This is a genomic window from Nocardia camponoti, assembly GCF_014646135.1.
GTDB lineage: Bacteria > Actinomycetota > Actinomycetes > Mycobacteriales > Mycobacteriaceae > Nocardia > Nocardia camponoti.
In genome coordinates, this window is record NZ_BMMW01000003.1 from 615,653 (window position 1) to 630,570 (window position 14,918).

Below are 14,918 nucleotides of genomic sequence, written 5' to 3' on the forward strand. Positions count from 1 at the left end.
CGCTATGGGTGAAGTCGCAACGCGGGTGGAGACATCGGCGATCCAATTGCGTTCCGCGCGACTCTCTTTCGGTCAACGCACGCTATGGCGCGACCTCGACCTCGATGTCGCGCCGGGCGAGTTCATCGCCGTCCTCGGCCCCAACGGTTCGGGCAAAACGTCGCTGCTGAATGTGCTGCTCGGCAAGCTCGCGCTTGAATCGGGCAGCGCTTCGGTTGCGGGAGTTGGTGCGCGCGTTGGCAATCCGGCGGTGGGCTACGTCCCGCAGCAGAAGACCATCGACGCTGGCGTGCAGTTGCGCGGCACCGACCTCGTTGGGCTTGGCGTTGACGGACATCGCTGGGGCATCGGCTTGCGCGGACGTCATGAACGAAAGCGCAAGGTAGACACCGCGATTGCGGCGGTTGGCGCTACCGCCTTCGCGCACAAATCGTTGGAAAAACTGTCTGGTGGCGAACAGCAACGGCTGCGTGTCGCCCAGGCGCTCGTCGGCGACCCGTCGGTGCTGCTGTGCGACGAACCACTGCTGAGCCTCGACCTCGCCAACCAGGCGCTCGTCGCGGAACTGGTCGACAAACGTCGCCGCGAACACGAAACCGCCGTGCTCTTCGTGACGCACGAGATCAACCCAATCCTCCCCCTCGTCGACCGGATCCTGTACCTGGTCGACGGCGCGTTCCGCATCGGCACCCCCGACGAGGTGATGACGTCGGAAACCCTGTCCGAGCTGTACGGCACCGAGGTTGAGGTGCTGCGCGTGCGCGGCCGCCTCGTCGTCGTCGGCACGGGCGACGAACTAGACGCGCTTGGCGGGAAGCACTGATGGAACGTCTGACCAAGCTCATGCATCAACTGCTCGACTTCAACACCACCGCCAACCTGCTCACCTACGACTTCGTGCAGCAAGCGCTCATTGCCGCGCTGCTGCTCGGGCTGCTTGCCGGGCTCATCGGGCCGCTGATCGTCGCGCGACAGATGTCGTTCGCCGTGCACGGCACCTCCGAACTGTCGTTGACCGGCGCGGCCGCCGCGCTGCTTGTCGGCGTCGGGGTTGGGTTTGGGGCGATTGTCGGGTCGGTGATCGCGGCTGTGCTGTTCGGGTGGCTAGGAAACCGTGCGCGCGAACGTGATTCGGTGATCGCGGTTGTCCTGTCGTTCGGGCTCGGGCTTTCCGTCCTTTTCCTCTGGCTCGCCCCCGACCGCGCTGGCTCGAAGTTTTCCCTGCTCACCGGCCAAGTCGCGAGCGTTGGGTACGACGGGCTCGCACTGCTCGTGACCTGCGCTGGCGGCGTGCTTGCCGTGCTCGCGGTGATCTATCGACCACTGCTCTTTGCGAGCACCGACCCCGAAGTCGCGATCGCGCGTGGGGTTCCCGTTCGCGCGCTTTCCGTTATTTTCGCTGTGCTGCTTGGCATTACGGCCGCGTTCGGCGTGCAGATCGTCGGCGCGTTGCTCGTGCTCGCGCTCCTCATCACCCCCGCCGCAGCAGCCGCGCAGGTGACAGCGAGCCCGCTTCGTCAGACAGTCCTTTCGGTGATCTTCGCCGAGGTCGCAGCCGTCGGTGGACTCCTACTTTCGCTCGCCCCTGGCGTCCCGGTGTCGACCTTCGTCACCGGCATCTCATTCACGATCTACCTGGTGTGCCGGGTGGTCGGCCAGCGCGACCGGAAAGTCGCGAAGGTCGGCTAACGCCCGCGTCACTTCTTGCTATAGCCCGACGCCGCCGCATGCACATCCCGCGCCTGCGAACGCGAGCACTGTGCGTGCTACTGGGAAATGATGTCGGTGGGATGCCATTCAAGGGGCCTGCATGGGTCAAATAGATTGCTCACTTGAGGGCATCCTTCGTGAGCATCAATATGCCTTCGCCGTCGTAAGCACCCACAAATACCGCCTCCAGCGCACTCGCCAGTGCGGAATACGAAATGGAGTCGCTACTACGGACCCAAGCTCGTACGGCGGGCACATCGCGAAAGACAAAACCACAGTACAGGAAGGTCGTGTCTTGACTTCTTAGCACGTCATCAAGCACGTTATCCGACTCACCAATAACACAGGTTGCGAAAATATCGTCGGACTTCACCACTGGCACGAACTGGTCGACGCCCGAGGGGCTATCCCAGGGACGCCGCATCGGTAGTTCCAGAACGAGTACACGGCCCGCGTAGCGGCTCGCAATTAGATTGCGAAACCCCGGCAAAGCAAACCCACCGACTGCAAATCGGAATTCGCAAATGTTCAGCACGTTGGCGTCCTCGGAAACTATCGCATAAACATTATGCAATCGTGAAGTTTCATCGGACAACCCCCGCGCAAGACCGAGTCCATGGACCAGAGATTCGCGCATGAAGTCCCGGCCGCTTTGATCGAGACTGACGATACGCACAGGTTTCACTTAGGTACCACCGATCCGTGGGAGTCGATTCGATACTGCACTGCCAACGCCGCCGCCCACATGCGGCCCACCATCGCAGCCTGCCTCAACTCGTCGAGGCGATCAACTTCGGAAACTGCGGCTGGAACTTCGCTAACCGCGTCGGCCCGCAAGTTCCGCCCGCTGCCCACCGTCACAACCGCACGAGCGGCCCACCACGACCAGTTGTTGGACTGGACCGACGGCATCCTGACCGCGCACTCGTTGCGTCCAGATTCCTGGCGTTCGGTCCGCAATCCGCAAATACCTCAGCGGGCTGCCTCCCTCGCGAGAGTAGGATTTGCGCCCATGAGTTCGGAATTGCTCGATCGCTCGGTGCACCAGAATCGGCGAAGTCATAGGCAGGTTCTTCACCAGGAGGCGGCGCGTCGAAAGTCGAAACGACTGTTATGAAGGTTACTCCATCGGCTCTACGTACGACGATTGAAGGACTTCGAATCTAGAAGACCAACGTGGCAACTGGCTATTAAGGCTCTTCCAATCTGCATCGGCGTAGTCGGGAATTGAGTCGCTTACACCGATCGCATCGAGAAGATAGAACCTCGCCGCGACCCCGCGCACAATAAGCTCAGCACTCGGATGGAGCACGAAATTCACCGCAACCGCGTCCGAAATTGCGGTCAGGTTGCCGACCACGGAATAGGCAGTAAACCCGGTTCTCGATTTTACGCTATTCCATCCAAATAGCTGAGCACCGTCTACCACACACAGTACGGAATTCCCCGCACGAAACTGTAATGCCGTCCTCGCCTCAAGAAGAATCGCAACCTTCCCCACGAGTGGCGACACGCGAATATCGAGTATCTGCATTTCCTGCAATGCATCGACTTCAGCGAGTGAGCCTTCATCGGTCATGCCGTCCCAAGTAGGCCGATCATCAGAAAAGGCCAGATCCTCAATCGTTATCATGAGATCGGGATTGGGCATGCGGATCGCCATTTTTCACAGTCTGTCCTGTCATGGGATTCACGGTTTGACCTGTCTGATTCATGTATACTACGTAGCCGTTTGGCTGAGGATACCTGCCCGAGGTTACCGGCTCCATCACTCGAACCTGTGTCACACGTGAGTCGAGACCAGCAGTACCACTTGGGATTGGGTAGGTCACTGCCAACCGCCACCGTCGCCACGGTACGCGCCGCAAGCGACGAACAGTTGTTGGACTGGACCGATGAGATCCTGACCGCGACTGCCTGCTGCTTCTGCGTGTTGCGAGACCGAGTGCCTCTAGCTTTCTAGTACTCGCCGGAATTCCGCAAATACCTCAGCGGGCTGCCTCCCTCGCGAGAGTAGGATTTGCGCCCATGAGTTCGGAATTGCTCGTCGATGTATCCGGCAACGGTGTCGCTGTCCTGACGCTCAACCGACCAGCCAAACAAAACGCCGTCACCGCGACGATGGCCGCCGAACTGAGCGCGGCCCTGCGCCGCTGCGATATCGAAGATGCGATTCGCGCTGTCGTTATCACGGGCACCCCGCCCGCCTTCTGCGCGGGCGCCGACCTCGCCGCGCGCGGCGAACCAACCGCCACCCTCGACCCGCCGCCGTGGCAGGTACGCAAGCCCGTCATCGCCGCTGTCAACGGGCACGCGGTCGGCATCGGACTCGCACTGGCCCTGCAATGCGACCTGCGCTATTTCGCCAGCGACGCCGTCTACGGGATGAGTCAGGTGCGACGTGGCGTGCTCGCCGACGGTTACGCGCACTGGACGCTGCCGCGCCTCGCTGGGCTGGCGAACGCCGCCGACATCATGCTCACCGGGCGTACCTTCGACGGATCAGAAGCGAAAGCGATGGGCCTCGCCAACGCCGCGCTGCCCGCGGGCGAAGTACTGCCGACCGCGCTCGCGGTTGCCAACGACATCGCCAACGGCCCCGCTCCCCTGCCCGTCGCGCTGTCGAAGCGGCTGATGTGGGAGGGCCTCGGGATGACGCCCGCGATGGTTGGTCAGCTTGAGTCCGAACTCAACGCGCACGTCGCCAAGAGCGTGGACGGCGGCGAGGCGATGGCCGCGTTTAACCAACGGCGGCAACCGAATTGGAGCGGTTCGGTGAGCGAGGAATGGCCAGCGTGGAACCCGCAGCCAGCCAGCCTCAACGAAGGTGAAGGCGCTTAAAAGTTCCCGTTGCACGAACCGGCAACGAAGAGCAACGCGAACAACATCCCGACAATGGTGCCGAAGATCGCCGCGATGTACCCGATGAGCACCTGCGAACGGCCACTGAGCCGACCGTAAGAACCATCGATCTCGTTGAGCGCTCGCTTGCCGAGCACCCATGCGACCGGCCCAAAAAGCCCGCAGCAGAACGGGCTTAGCAGACCAAGCACGAGGACAAGGTTGGCCTGCGGGTGCTCAACCGTCTCGCCGCTAGGCAGATTGGGGATAGCCACGCTGCGAATTGTACTGTCTCGCAGCGTGGCTGGGCCGCTAACTCAAGCGACGCTGGCGCGCGACTTCGCCCAGAACAACACCAGCGGCAACGGAGGCGTTCAACGACTCGACCGGACCTGCCATCGGAATGCTCAGGATGGAGTCGCAGGTGTCGTGCACGAGGCGCGACAGGCCCTTGCCTTCGGAACCGACAACGATGACCGTCGGCAGCGAACCGTCGAACTCGTCGAGCGTCTGATCGCCGCCCGCGTCGAGCCCGATGATCTGAAACCCTTGCTGCGCAAACTCTTTCAGCGTGCGAGTGAGGTTGGTTGCCTTAGCGACGGGCAGTCGAGCCGCCGCGCCCGCACTGGTCCGCCACGCAACCGCGGTGACACTCGCGCTACGTCGCTGCGGAATGATCACGCCTTGGCCGCCGAACGCCGCGACCGACCGAATGACCGCGCCGAGGTTGCGCGGGTCGGTGATGTGGTCGAGCGCGACGATGAGCGCCGGCTCCGCCGACTGCTTCACCTTGTCGAGCAGATCCTCAGGATGGGAGTAGCGGTAGGGCGGCACCTGCAGCGCGACACCCTGGTGCAGCCCGTTGGTGCTCATGCGGTCGAGGTCGGTGCGCGGCACCTCAAGAATCGAAATGCCCATGTCGGCGGCGCGCTGCACGCTTTCGCTCAGGCGGTCGTCGTTCTCGGTGCCGTTGGCGACATACAGCGCGGTCGCGGGGACCTCGGCGCGCAAACACTCAAGCACCGGGTTGCGACCAAGCACCAACTCGGGACCGTCGTCGGGCTTGCGCCCCGGCCCACGCGACGGCGCCTTGCCGATCGGGCGACCAGCGGCCTTCGCCTTGTCGGCAGCGACCTTGCGCTTATGCGCGGGATGCTTCGTACGCGCCTCAGCAGGCGGGGTCGCGCCGCGACCCTCAAGGCCCCGACGGCGCTTGCCGCCGGTGCCAACTACCGCGCCCTTTTTGGTGCCGCCTTTACGAATAGCACCGCGTCGCTGTGAATTGCCTGCCATCAGTTCGCCTTTCCGCTCATGCGCCCAGCGACCATTCCGGCCCCTGCGGGGTATCGGTAACTTCGATACCCGCCGCGATTAGCCGATCCCGGGCGGCATCGGCTTCAGCCCAATTCTTTTCCGCGCGCGCGGTGGCGCGACGGTCCAATTCTGTTTTCACGAGCGAATCGAGTGCGTCCAGCGCCGCCGAATTGTCGGCGGGACTGAACCACTGCTCGTCGAGCGGGTCGACCCCGAGGATCGACAGCATGGCCCGCACCTGCGAAGCCTGTTCAAGCGCGGTGTCGACCGCACCGGCTTCGAGTGCGCGGTTGCCTTCGTGCACGACGCGATGAATCTCGGCGAGCGCCCTGGGCACCCCCAGATCGTCGTCGAGCGCGGCGGCGAACGCGTCGGTCCATTTACCGACCGTCACCTCGCCAACGCGTTCATTCACGCGATTCACGAAGGCCTCAATGCGCTGATACGACACCACCGCGTCGTCAAGCGCCTTGTCGGAATACTCCAATTTCGACCGGTAATGCGCGCTACCCAAATAGAAACGCAATTCCACCGGTCGAACGCGAGTGAGCACGTTCGGCACCGACAACACATTGCCGAGCGACTTCGACATCTTCTCGCCACCCATGGTGACCCAGTGATTGTGCAACCAATACCGCGCGAAACCGTCGCCGGCCGCTTTCGACTGCGCGATCTCGTTCTCGTGGTGGGGGAACACCAAATCCAGTCCCCCGCAATGGATGTCGAATTCGGCCCCGAGGTAGTACTCGGCCATTGCCGAGCATTCGAGATGCCAACCGGGACGACCGGGACCCCACGGCGACGGCCAGCTCGGCTCACCGGGTTTCGCCGACTTCCACAGTGTGAAATCGCGTGGGTCGCGTTTGCCGCGCGCTGGCGCTTCACCCTGATGGACATCGTCGAGTTTGTTGCCCGACAATTCGCCATAATTCGGCCAGCTGAGCACGTCGAAATACACGTCGCCTTCGGCGGCGTACGCGTGCCCACGGTCAATGAGTCGCTGCATCATTTCGACCATTTGGGTGATATGGCCGGTGGCGCGCGGTTCGGCCGACGGCGGCAAAACGCCGAGCACGCGGTATGCGTCGTTGAACGCGCGCTCATGGGTCGCCGCCCATTCCCACCAAGGCCGACCGGCTTCGGCTGCCTTGTGCAGAATCTTGTCGTCAATGTCGGTGACATTGCGAATAAACGCGACATCAATGTCGTTGGCGAGCAACCAGCGGCGCAGCACGTCGAAAGCGACGCCGCTGCGCACATGACCGATGTGCGGGAGGCCCTGGACGGTGGCCCCACACAGATACACCGAGGCACGGCCGGGGACTAGCGGGACGAATTCCCGCAGGGTCCGCGTGTCGGAGTCAAAAAGGCGCAAGGTCACGGCAATCGATCCTAGTCGGTGGGATAGGCAGGAACACGCGCGGCTGGCGTGGGCCTACCTCGATTGTGAACCCGCATCAGCCGTAATGGCACGGCGGCGGGCGATGGCAGGTTGGATCTAAGACCGCGGACACTCAGTGTTCGCGGTCAACAGACAGGTCGCGATAGCCGCGACACCTTCGCCGCGACCGGTGAGCCCTAACCCGTCAGTGGTGGTGCCCGAAACAGAAACGGGCGCGTCGAGCAGTTCGCTAAGTACTTTTTGCGCTTCGGCGCGGCGCGGGCCGATCTTGGGTCGGTTGCCGATGACCTGAACGGCCGCGTTGCCGACCGACCAGCCTTCTTCGATGAGCAGGCGACGGACCTCGGTGAGCATGGCGGCACCGCCAACGCCGGCCCATTCTGGGCGGCCAACGCCGAAAACGGCACCGACGTCGCCGAGGCCAGCGGCGGAAAGCAGGGCGTCGCAGAGCGCGTGCACAGCGACATCACCGTCGGAATGACCAGCGCAGCCGTCGGCATCGGGGAAATGCAACCCAACCATCCAGCAGGGCCTGCCCGCTTCGATGGGATGCACGTCGCTTCCGATGCCAACTCTCATCGCACTACCTGCGCTACGAGTGATTCGGCCAAGCGAAGGTCAAGGGGCGTCGTGATCTTGAAGGCGAGCGGGTCGCCAGCGACGGTGTGGACGGGAACGCCGATGCGCTCGACCAGTCCGGCGTCGTCGGTGGCCGCGCCTTCGGCGGCGTAGGCGCGACGAAGCACGTCGGCGGTGAACCCCTGCGGGGTTTGGATCGCGCGAAGACCGGCGCGATCGGGAGTGCCGGTGACAACGCCAGCGGCATCGACGGATTTGATCGTGTCGACAACGGCCAGCGCGGGGACGACAGCGTCGTTGCCCGCGTACAGCGCGCCAACCACCCTGCCGATGAGCGCGGGCGGAGTGAGCGCGCGTGCGGCGTCGTGCACAAGGTAATGCGTCGCATCGGGGGTGGCAGTGATGCCAGCGCGCACCGAGTCCGTGCGCTGAGCGCCGCCAACAACCACCTGCACCGGTACCGGGGGCAACGCACCGAGCGAGGAGGTAAGCGCGGCGTCGATGATGTCTTGCGGTAACCCTTCGGGCACGACAACGACAACGCGGTCGACGACGCCAGAGGCGACTAGCCCAGCGACAGCGAGTGCGACCATAGGCGTGCCGCCGACCGGGACGAACGCCTTGGGCAATGACTCACCCAGGCGAACGCCGCGACCGGCGGCAGGCACCAATGCGACGACAGCGGACACGGCTTTTAGGAAGCCGCGGCGAGGACCTCGTCGAGCAGCGATTCGGCCTTGCCGTCGTCGGTGCCCTCAGCGAGCGCGAGCTCACCGACGAGGATCTGACGAGCCTTGGCCAACATCCGCTTCTCACCGGCGGAAAGGCCACGGTCCTGCTCACGACGCCACAGGTCGCGGACGACCTCGGCAACCTTGTTGACATCGCCGGAGGCGAGCTTCTCAAGGTTGGCCTTGTAACGGCGCGACCAGTTGGTCGGCTCTTCGGTATGCGGTGCCCGAAGCACCTGGAATACGCGGTCGAGGCCCTCTTGGCCGACGACATCACGCACACCGACGTATTCCGCGTTTTCCGCGGGAACCCGAACGGTCAGGTCGCCTTGTGCGACCTTCAGGACCAGATACTCTTTTTGCACACCCTTGATGGTGCGGGTCTCGATTGCTTCGATCAGCGCCGCTCCGTGGTGGGGGTAAACGACGGTGTCTCCGACCTTAAAAATCATGTGTCCCGTGCCCCTTTCGATGTTCACAGTTTAACATGCGACTCGATAACGGCGCGATCAACTGTGCAGGTCAGGGCCACAACGAGGCCATCCTAGGGGTTGACAAGTAACACTTGTTGTGCATTACGTTGAGCCATAATGGGTTAACCCGCAGCACAACGCGCCGCACACCCCTAGTCTATCGCTGGCATCTACCCGGCAACCACCGCCGAGACACCGAACTGTTATCTCGGCTCCCGCGCGTCGCGAGCCCCGTCGCCACACACGCGAAACGAACTACTACGCTGCCTAGTTACTACACCTTCGCGCCCTCTCTAGGGAGCGCGAAGTGAGCCCGGTCGACATGGAGGACAAACCGTGACTGCCCACACAGCTGTGACAGCCCCGTCGGCGCGCCGTCGCATCGCGGCGGTTGCCGCCATCGCCGCGGCCGCAGGCATTGCCCTGAGCGGTTGCAGCGCAGGCCAGCACAGCCAGACGGCTTCGCAGGCCGCAGCGATCAACGGCACCTTCGCCAACGTGGGCGACATCGCCCTGCGTGACGTGCACATCGTGTACCCGTCGAGCCCCGCCGAGCACGACAAGGGCGGCAAGGCTGTGCTCGCGCTGTCGATCATCAACGGCAGCCAGACCATCACCGACGAGCTGACCAGCGTCACGTCCGACCTGGGCCAGGTCAAGCTCACCGGCCCGAACGGCGACGCGCGCTTCGAGCTCAAGCCGAACCAGACCGTCGTCGTCGGCCCAGTCGAGGTTTCGGCAGCGGTGCCGCCGCACGCCGCCGATGGCGACGACCACCACGCGCCGACCAGCTCTGCAGCGCCGACCACCACGGCAGCGCCGACGACCACCAAGGCTCCCGCTGGCGACAAGCCGTCGGCTGACCCGGTCACCAAGCCCGGTTCGATCGAGATCTCGAACCTGAGCAAGCAGATCTACCCGGGCCTGACCTACACGGTCACCTTCAACTTCAAGACCGCTGGCACCGTCCAGGTGTCGATCCCGGTCGACGCCGCCGACACCGACCGCGTCACCAACACGAAGTCGGGCCCCGCGCCCGAAGGTGCGTCCGGCCACTGATCTTTTCCGCAAATGCCAGTCAGACATCGCGTCTGGCTGGCATTTGTCGTTTCTGTCAGTACGCGCACGTAAGGTCCGCTTTTATGGCAAAGACCAAGCCCGTCTATCGCTGCTCGGCCTGCTCGCACGAAGTGGCGAAGTGGGTTGGCAAGTGCCCGGATTGCGGTGCGTGGGGCACGGTCGACGAGGCCGCTGTGCTGCCCGCCGCCGCTGTCGCGCCTGGTCGTAGGGCTATGTTGCCGAGCACTGCTGCCGCGCCGCTTTCGCAGATCGACGCCAAGGTCACGCAGTCGCGGTCGACTGGCGTTTCCGAACTCGACCGGGTGCTAGGCGGCGGTGTCGTGCCCGGTTCGGTTGTTCTGCTTTCCGGCGAGCCGGGCGTTGGCAAGTCGACGCTGCTGCTTGAGGTCGCGTTTCGGTGGGCGTCCCAGCGCGACGAGACAGCCCTCTATGTCACGGCTGAGGAATCGGCAGGGCAGGTCAGGTTGCGTGCCGATCGCACGGGCGCGGTCCACGACCGGGTTTATTTGGCCGCCGAGTCGGATCTGTCGATCGTGCTCGGTCACGTTGAGCAGGTGCGGCCAACGCTGCTTGTTGTCGACTCCGTGCAGACCATGCTCGCGCCCGAGGTCGACGGCGTGATTGGTGGCGTCACGCAGGTGCGCGCGGTCACGGCGGCGCTTACGTCGCTCGCGAAGGCAACCGGTGTCGCTGTCCTATTAGTTGGCCACGTGACTAAAGACGGCAATATCGCCGGTCCGCGCACCCTTGAGCACCTCGTCGACGTTGTTTTGCAATTCGAAGGCGACAAGAACTCGACGCTGCGCATGGTTCGCGGCATCAAGAATCGGTTCGGCAGCGCCGACGAGGTTGGTTGCTTTGAGCTGCATGAAGACGGCATCGCGTGCGTCGACGATCCGTCTGGGCTGTTTCTCCATCACCGCACCGAGTCGGTGTCGGGCACGGCGGTCACGGTCGCGATGGACGGCAAACGGCCGCTGGTCGCCGAAGTCCAGGGGCTCACCGTCAAGACCGAAATCCCGCAGCCGCGTCGCGCGGTCAGCGGGCTCGACTACAACCGCGTCGCGATGGTGCTCGCTGTCCTGCAAAGTCGCGGACGGGTTTTTCTCGGCAAGCACGACGTGTACGCCGCGACCGTCGGCGGCATGCGGTTACTCGAACCTGTCGCCGACCTCGCGATCGCGCTTGCCATCGCGAGCGCGGAAGCCGACCGGGCGTTGCCTGCGGGCTGGGTGATCCTCGGCGAGGTCGGGCTTGCCGGTGAGGTACGCAAGATTACCGGGCTCACGCGCCGTCTCGCTGAAGCCGAGCGCCTTGGCTTTACCAACGCCATCGTTCCGCCCGGCGCGGAGAAAACCAAGATCGGCAATATGCGCGTGCACGAGGTCAGCGACCTTCGCGCAGCGCTACGAATGGCTGGTTTGAGCAAATCCCGAGCAGCCAAAGAAACTGTCCCCGCCGGATAGCGTGAACGGCCATCCCCCTTGACACCGCCGCAATTCCTGCGAAGTTTGCAAACAACACAGAACTAATGTGTGAGATATAGCGCACCAGCATAATGTGGCGCGGCCGTTGATTATGCGGCCAGATTGAATGGTTCGGCCGCGCTGCGAATCGGACCTAATTGCGCGACAACCATGTACGCGCCCGCGGGCACCGGCGCACGCTCGCCAACGCAATTCGGTTGCGAGGTAGTGCCAAACCAAGCGCCCTTGTAGGAAAGTTGTTCACCCGCCTTGAGTGTCTTTGTCTCCGGCGGATTGTCGGGGTTGCAGTCGTTGCTCGCCCACAGTCGCTTCTGCCCGTCGAGGGTGTAAACCAAGAATTGCGGGCCGGCCCCGAAGTCGCGCGAACAAGCCGTGCCGGACGTATTCGTGATCACCGTCCCGAACTGCGGCTGGTCGCCAACGCGGTAAGTGGGTTGTGCGACAGACACTTTCACCGCGAGCGACTGGTCAGTGCATGGCGCTGCCGCTGGCTGGGTGCCCGCGTTCGTCGATGACGCACCCGTCGACGACGTGCTTGGGGCGATGCTCGTCGACTTCGACACGGTTGTTGTCTGGCTCGTCGACTGCGCCGAAGTGGCGGTAGTCGACGTGACCGTCTCGGTGCCCGGCGAATCGCCGCCACGCGCCACCGCCATGACCAACCAGATCACCACGATGAGCGCGACAACGATCAGCCCGATCGCGAGCGCACGACGACGCCAGTAAATCTCCGGTGGCAGCGGTCCATTCGGTTCCAGCACCCCACCACGGTAAGCGCACCGCCCAAGCGGGCGCTCGATGAGTTCGGCGTGTCGGGTTACACAACCTCGCCGATATTGCCGACCGCGCGACGCAACTGCACGCGCCCGTCCTCAAGCTTGTACGTGACACTCGCGATCGCACACTGACCAGTGGCTACGCGCTGCGAGATGATCATCGACCGCTGCATGAGTAGTCGCGACGTCTCGACAACGTGGCGTGCCTCGAACTCGTCGACCTGGGTGAGCCCTTCGCGGCGGCCAACCAAGATCGACGGCGTGACCCGCTCAACGACGCTGCGGATGAACCCGCCCGGTACCTCGCCGCCGTCGAGGGCGTCGATCGTTGCCTTCACCGCACCGCAGTTGTCGTGCCCGAGGACGACGATCAGCGGCACATTGAGCACCTCGACGCCGTATTCGATCGACCCAAGCACCGACGAATCAACAACGTGACCGGCCGTCCGCACGACGAACATGTCGCCGAGACCCTGGTCGAAGATCAGCTCGGCAGCGACGCGCGAGTCGCCACAGCCGAACAGGATCGCGTGCGGGTGCTGCTCGTTGACGAGCTTGGCCCGGTCGGCGGCCCCTTGGCTAGGATGCAGCAGGTTGCCGTTGACGAACCGCTCGTTGCCTTCGCGCAGCGACTTCCAGGCACTTATCGGATTGGAACCAGGCATAGCGACCATTGTGCACACTGCACGGGTTACCAGCGAGTCCGTCACGTTGCATGGTCGCAAACAACCCCTGGCGAAACTGAAGTGGAAATAGTGAGCATCGACGGAGACAGCCTGCTTGATTGGTTCGCCGAATCGGCCCGTGACCTGCCGTGGCGCGAACCAAGCGCCACCGCGTGGCACATCCTGATGAGCGAGATCATGTTGCAACAGACGCCGGTCGCGCGCGTCGAACCGATTTGGCGCGAATGGGTCGCGCGGTGGCCGGTTCCGTCGGCGATGGCGGCGTCGTCGCAGGCAGAGGTGTTGCGGGCGTGGGGCAAGCTCGGCTACCCGCGCAGGGCGTTGCGGCTGCACGAATGCGCGGGCGTGTTGGCCGCTGAGCACGGCGACGAGGTCCCGCGTGACGTCGACGTACTGCTCACCCTGCCCGGCATCGGCGATTACACCGCGCGCGCTGTCGCGTGTTTCGCGTACGGGCAGCGAGTGCCTGTCGTTGACACCAACGTGCGGCGGGTTGTCGCGCGTGCGGTGCATGGGCGTGAGCCGGGCAATCCGTCGGCACGGCGCGACCTAGCCGACACGTTGGCGTTGCTGCCCGCGTCGGTTGAGCGCGCCGCGGTGTTCTCGGCGGCGTTGATGGAGTTGGGCGCGACGGTGTGCACCGCGCGCACACCCGATTGCTCGCGTTGCCCGTTGCCCAGGTGTGCGTGGGTTGATGCGGGCAAGCCTGAGTCGACTGTGGTGAAGAAGGTGCAGAAGTACGAGGGCACCGATCGACAGGCGCGCGGTCGACTGCTCGACGTGTTGCGTGCGGCGAGTGGGCCGGTTGAGCGGGTCGCGCTGGATTTGGCGTGGACGCGCGACGTTGGTCAGCGGGCGCGGGCATTGGATTCGCTGTTGGTCGATGGCCTGATTGAGCAGACCGAGGACGGACTCTTCGCGCTCGCCGGCGAGGGATGAAACGGCTCGCATGTTCGTGCGCTCCCGGGCGATGAACCGCTGATTTCGGCGGCTTGGGCGCGCGGCCGCACGATGTGGAGCCCCATCTGCGAGCGAAACCGCTACTGCGGCAGCACTTTTCGCAAAAATCCCGCGACTAGCTCACGATAGACCGTCGGCTGTTCGTCGTGCACCAAATGCGCGGCGTCGGCGACTAACGCGTATTCGGCGTTCGGGTGCACGTCGGCCATTAATCGCATTTGGCCTGCCGGGGCAATCGTGTGCTCGGCCTCGATCAGGAGCGTCGGGATTTCCAACGCCTTCCATTCCGGCCAAAAGTCGCGCGTGCCCCAATCTTCGGAGATCGCGCGGAACGTCTCAGTCTCGCCATGCAGGTGGTAGCCCTGATCCGTCAGCGTGAATGCCCGCTCGAAATAGCGACCGGCGACCGGCCCGAAATAGTCAACAAGCGCATCAGCGTCGGCGAACGGTTGCGGCCATGAATCGACTAGCGCGGCCCACCCTTCAGCCGTCTGGCCGGTGAAATCCGGGGCGATGTCTTCGACAACCAACGCGCGCACGCGATCGGGGTGGGCAGCGGCGAAAACCCAGCCGTGAATCGCGCCCATCGAATGCCCAATGATCGTGAGCGGCTCAGCGATATGTGCCGTGTGGGCGGCGAGGTCGGCGGCGAAGGCGTCCGTGCCCAGGTCGGCAGGCACTGGTCGACCATGCCCGGCAGCCTGAAACGTGTACACATGGCCGAACTCGCGCAACCACGGCACCTGATCCGACCACGTGGCCGCGGAACCCATCAACCCGTGCAGCAACAGGATCGGCGCGCCGACCCCACCTTCGTCGTACAACACCACCCGATTGTGCCGCACCCGTCGCACGCTGACGGCAGCGCTAGGGTCGAGG

At 64.0% G+C, this 14,918-nt stretch carries 17 protein-coding genes; 6 read left to right on the forward strand and 11 right to left on the reverse strand.

Annotation, left to right across the window (positions count from 1 at the left end):
* Window positions 1-4 precede the first annotated feature (4 nt).
* Window positions 5-823 carry a metal ABC transporter ATP-binding protein gene (locus IEX78_RS17740; RefSeq protein ID WP_229684069.1) on the forward strand — a complete coding sequence of 273 codons (819 nt, stop codon included), beginning with the start codon at window positions 5-7 and terminating at the stop codon, window positions 821-823.
* Complete coding sequence (locus IEX78_RS17745) at window positions 823-1,689, forward strand: metal ABC transporter permease (RefSeq protein WP_188830085.1); 867 nt, start codon at window positions 823-825, stop codon at window positions 1,687-1,689. Before IEX78_RS17740 ends, IEX78_RS17745 begins: the two co-directional genes overlap by 1 nt.
* Window positions 1,690-1,828: 139 nt before the next feature.
* On the opposite strand, the gene IEX78_RS17750 is transcribed toward IEX78_RS17745, so the two are convergent.
* Window positions 1,829-2,395: a hypothetical protein gene (locus tag IEX78_RS17750; RefSeq protein WP_188830086.1), complete on the reverse strand. Its 567-nt coding sequence runs from the start codon at window positions 2,393-2,395 to the stop codon at window positions 1,829-1,831.
* A gap of 435 nt (window positions 2,396-2,830) precedes the next feature.
* Window positions 2,831-3,373, reverse strand: coding sequence for a hypothetical protein (locus IEX78_RS17755; RefSeq protein WP_188830087.1), 543 nt, complete (start codon window positions 3,371-3,373; stop codon window positions 2,831-2,833).
* A gap of 365 nt (window positions 3,374-3,738) precedes the next feature.
* Between IEX78_RS17755 and IEX78_RS17760 the strand changes: the two genes are divergently transcribed.
* On the forward strand, window positions 3,739-4,551 hold the full coding sequence (locus IEX78_RS17760; RefSeq protein WP_188830088.1) for an enoyl-CoA hydratase/isomerase family protein: 813 nt from the start codon (window positions 3,739-3,741) through the stop codon (window positions 4,549-4,551).
* Here the strand turns inward: IEX78_RS17760 and IEX78_RS17765 are convergent.
* From IEX78_RS17765 to carD, 6 genes are all read right to left on the reverse strand, one after another.
* On the reverse strand, window positions 4,548-4,826 hold the full coding sequence (locus tag IEX78_RS17765) for a DUF4190 domain-containing protein (protein WP_188830089.1): 279 nt from the start codon (window positions 4,824-4,826) through the stop codon (window positions 4,548-4,550). The two genes, IEX78_RS17760 and IEX78_RS17765, sit on opposite strands and share 4 nt — an antisense overlap.
* 37 nt (window positions 4,827-4,863) lie before the next feature.
* Window positions 4,864-5,844, reverse strand: coding sequence for a 23S rRNA (guanosine(2251)-2'-O)-methyltransferase RlmB (rlmB, locus tag IEX78_RS17770; RefSeq protein WP_188830090.1), 981 nt, complete (start codon window positions 5,842-5,844; stop codon window positions 4,864-4,866).
* A 16-nt stretch (window positions 5,845-5,860) separates the two neighbouring features.
* A complete protein-coding gene (cysS, locus tag IEX78_RS17775) occupies window positions 5,861-7,246 on the reverse strand; it encodes a cysteine--tRNA ligase (protein ID WP_188830091.1) in 1,386 nt (461 codons plus the stop codon).
* Between the two features lie 117 nt (window positions 7,247-7,363).
* The gene (gene ispF, locus IEX78_RS17780) at window positions 7,364-7,846 is read right to left on the reverse strand and encodes a 2-C-methyl-D-erythritol 2,4-cyclodiphosphate synthase (RefSeq protein WP_188830092.1); all 483 of its coding nucleotides are present in this window, start codon (window positions 7,844-7,846) and stop codon (window positions 7,364-7,366) included.
* On the reverse strand, window positions 7,843-8,535 hold the full coding sequence (gene ispD / locus IEX78_RS17785; protein ID WP_188830093.1) for a 2-C-methyl-D-erythritol 4-phosphate cytidylyltransferase: 693 nt from the start codon (window positions 8,533-8,535) through the stop codon (window positions 7,843-7,845). Before ispD ends, ispF begins: the two co-directional genes overlap by 4 nt.
* 5 nt (window positions 8,536-8,540) lie before the next feature.
* Window positions 8,541-9,029: an RNA polymerase-binding transcription factor CarD gene (gene carD, locus IEX78_RS17790; protein ID WP_019044685.1), complete on the reverse strand. Its 489-nt coding sequence runs from the start codon at window positions 9,027-9,029 to the stop codon at window positions 8,541-8,543.
* A gap of 357 nt (window positions 9,030-9,386) precedes the next feature.
* On the opposite strand from carD, the gene IEX78_RS17795 reads away from it, so the two are divergent.
* Window positions 9,387-10,109, forward strand: a complete 723-nt coding sequence (locus tag IEX78_RS17795; protein WP_229684070.1) for a hypothetical protein — start codon at window positions 9,387-9,389, stop codon at window positions 10,107-10,109.
* A gap of 83 nt (window positions 10,110-10,192) precedes the next feature.
* Window positions 10,193-11,596, forward strand: a complete 1,404-nt coding sequence (gene radA / locus IEX78_RS17800) for a DNA repair protein RadA (RefSeq protein WP_188830094.1) — start codon at window positions 10,193-10,195, stop codon at window positions 11,594-11,596.
* A gap of 110 nt (window positions 11,597-11,706) precedes the next feature.
* On the opposite strand, the gene IEX78_RS17805 is transcribed toward radA, so the two are convergent.
* Entirely contained in the window at window positions 11,707-12,378 is a 672-nt protein-coding gene (locus IEX78_RS17805; RefSeq protein ID WP_188830095.1) for a hypothetical protein, read from the reverse strand.
* A 56-nt stretch (window positions 12,379-12,434) separates the two neighbouring features.
* Window positions 12,435-13,058, reverse strand: a complete 624-nt coding sequence (locus IEX78_RS17810) for a carbonic anhydrase (protein ID WP_188830096.1) — start codon at window positions 13,056-13,058, stop codon at window positions 12,435-12,437.
* A 90-nt stretch (window positions 13,059-13,148) separates the two neighbouring features.
* Between IEX78_RS17810 and IEX78_RS17815 the strand changes: the two genes are divergently transcribed.
* Window positions 13,149-14,018: an HhH-GPD family protein gene (locus IEX78_RS17815; RefSeq protein ID WP_188830097.1), complete on the forward strand. Its 870-nt coding sequence runs from the start codon at window positions 13,149-13,151 to the stop codon at window positions 14,016-14,018.
* Between the two features lie 101 nt (window positions 14,019-14,119).
* Here the strand turns inward: IEX78_RS17815 and IEX78_RS17820 are convergent, their stop codons facing one another.
* Window positions 14,120-14,866, reverse strand: a complete 747-nt coding sequence (locus IEX78_RS17820; protein WP_188830098.1) for an alpha/beta fold hydrolase — start codon at window positions 14,864-14,866, stop codon at window positions 14,120-14,122.
* Window positions 14,867-14,918: the final 52 nt, after the last annotated feature.

Excerpts from the sequence above, each read along its gene's own strand:
- IEX78_RS17740 (WP_229684069.1), top strand. The coding sequence starts at position 5 with ATGGGTGAAGTCGCAACGCGGGTGGAGACATCGGCGATCCAATTGCGT.
- IEX78_RS17745 (WP_188830085.1), top strand. The coding sequence starts at position 823 with ATGGAACGTCTGACCAAGCTCATGCATCAACTGCTCGACTTCAACACC.
- IEX78_RS17755 (WP_188830087.1), bottom strand. The coding sequence starts at position 3,373 with ATGGCGATCCGCATGCCCAATCCCGATCTCATGATAACGATTGAGGAT.
- IEX78_RS17760 (WP_188830088.1), top strand. The coding sequence starts at position 3,739 with ATGAGTTCGGAATTGCTCGTCGATGTATCCGGCAACGGTGTCGCTGTC.
- rlmB (WP_188830090.1), bottom strand. The coding sequence starts at position 5,844 with ATGGCAGGCAATTCACAGCGACGCGGTGCTATTCGTAAAGGCGGCACC.
- ispF (WP_188830092.1), bottom strand. The coding sequence starts at position 7,846 with ATGAGAGTTGGCATCGGAAGCGACGTGCATCCCATCGAAGCGGGCAGG.
- carD (WP_019044685.1), bottom strand. The coding sequence starts at position 9,029 with ATGATTTTTAAGGTCGGAGACACCGTCGTTTACCCCCACCACGGAGCG.
- radA (WP_188830094.1), top strand. The coding sequence starts at position 10,193 with ATGGCAAAGACCAAGCCCGTCTATCGCTGCTCGGCCTGCTCGCACGAA.
- IEX78_RS17810 (WP_188830096.1), bottom strand. The coding sequence starts at position 13,058 with ATGCCTGGTTCCAATCCGATAAGTGCCTGGAAGTCGCTGCGCGAAGGC.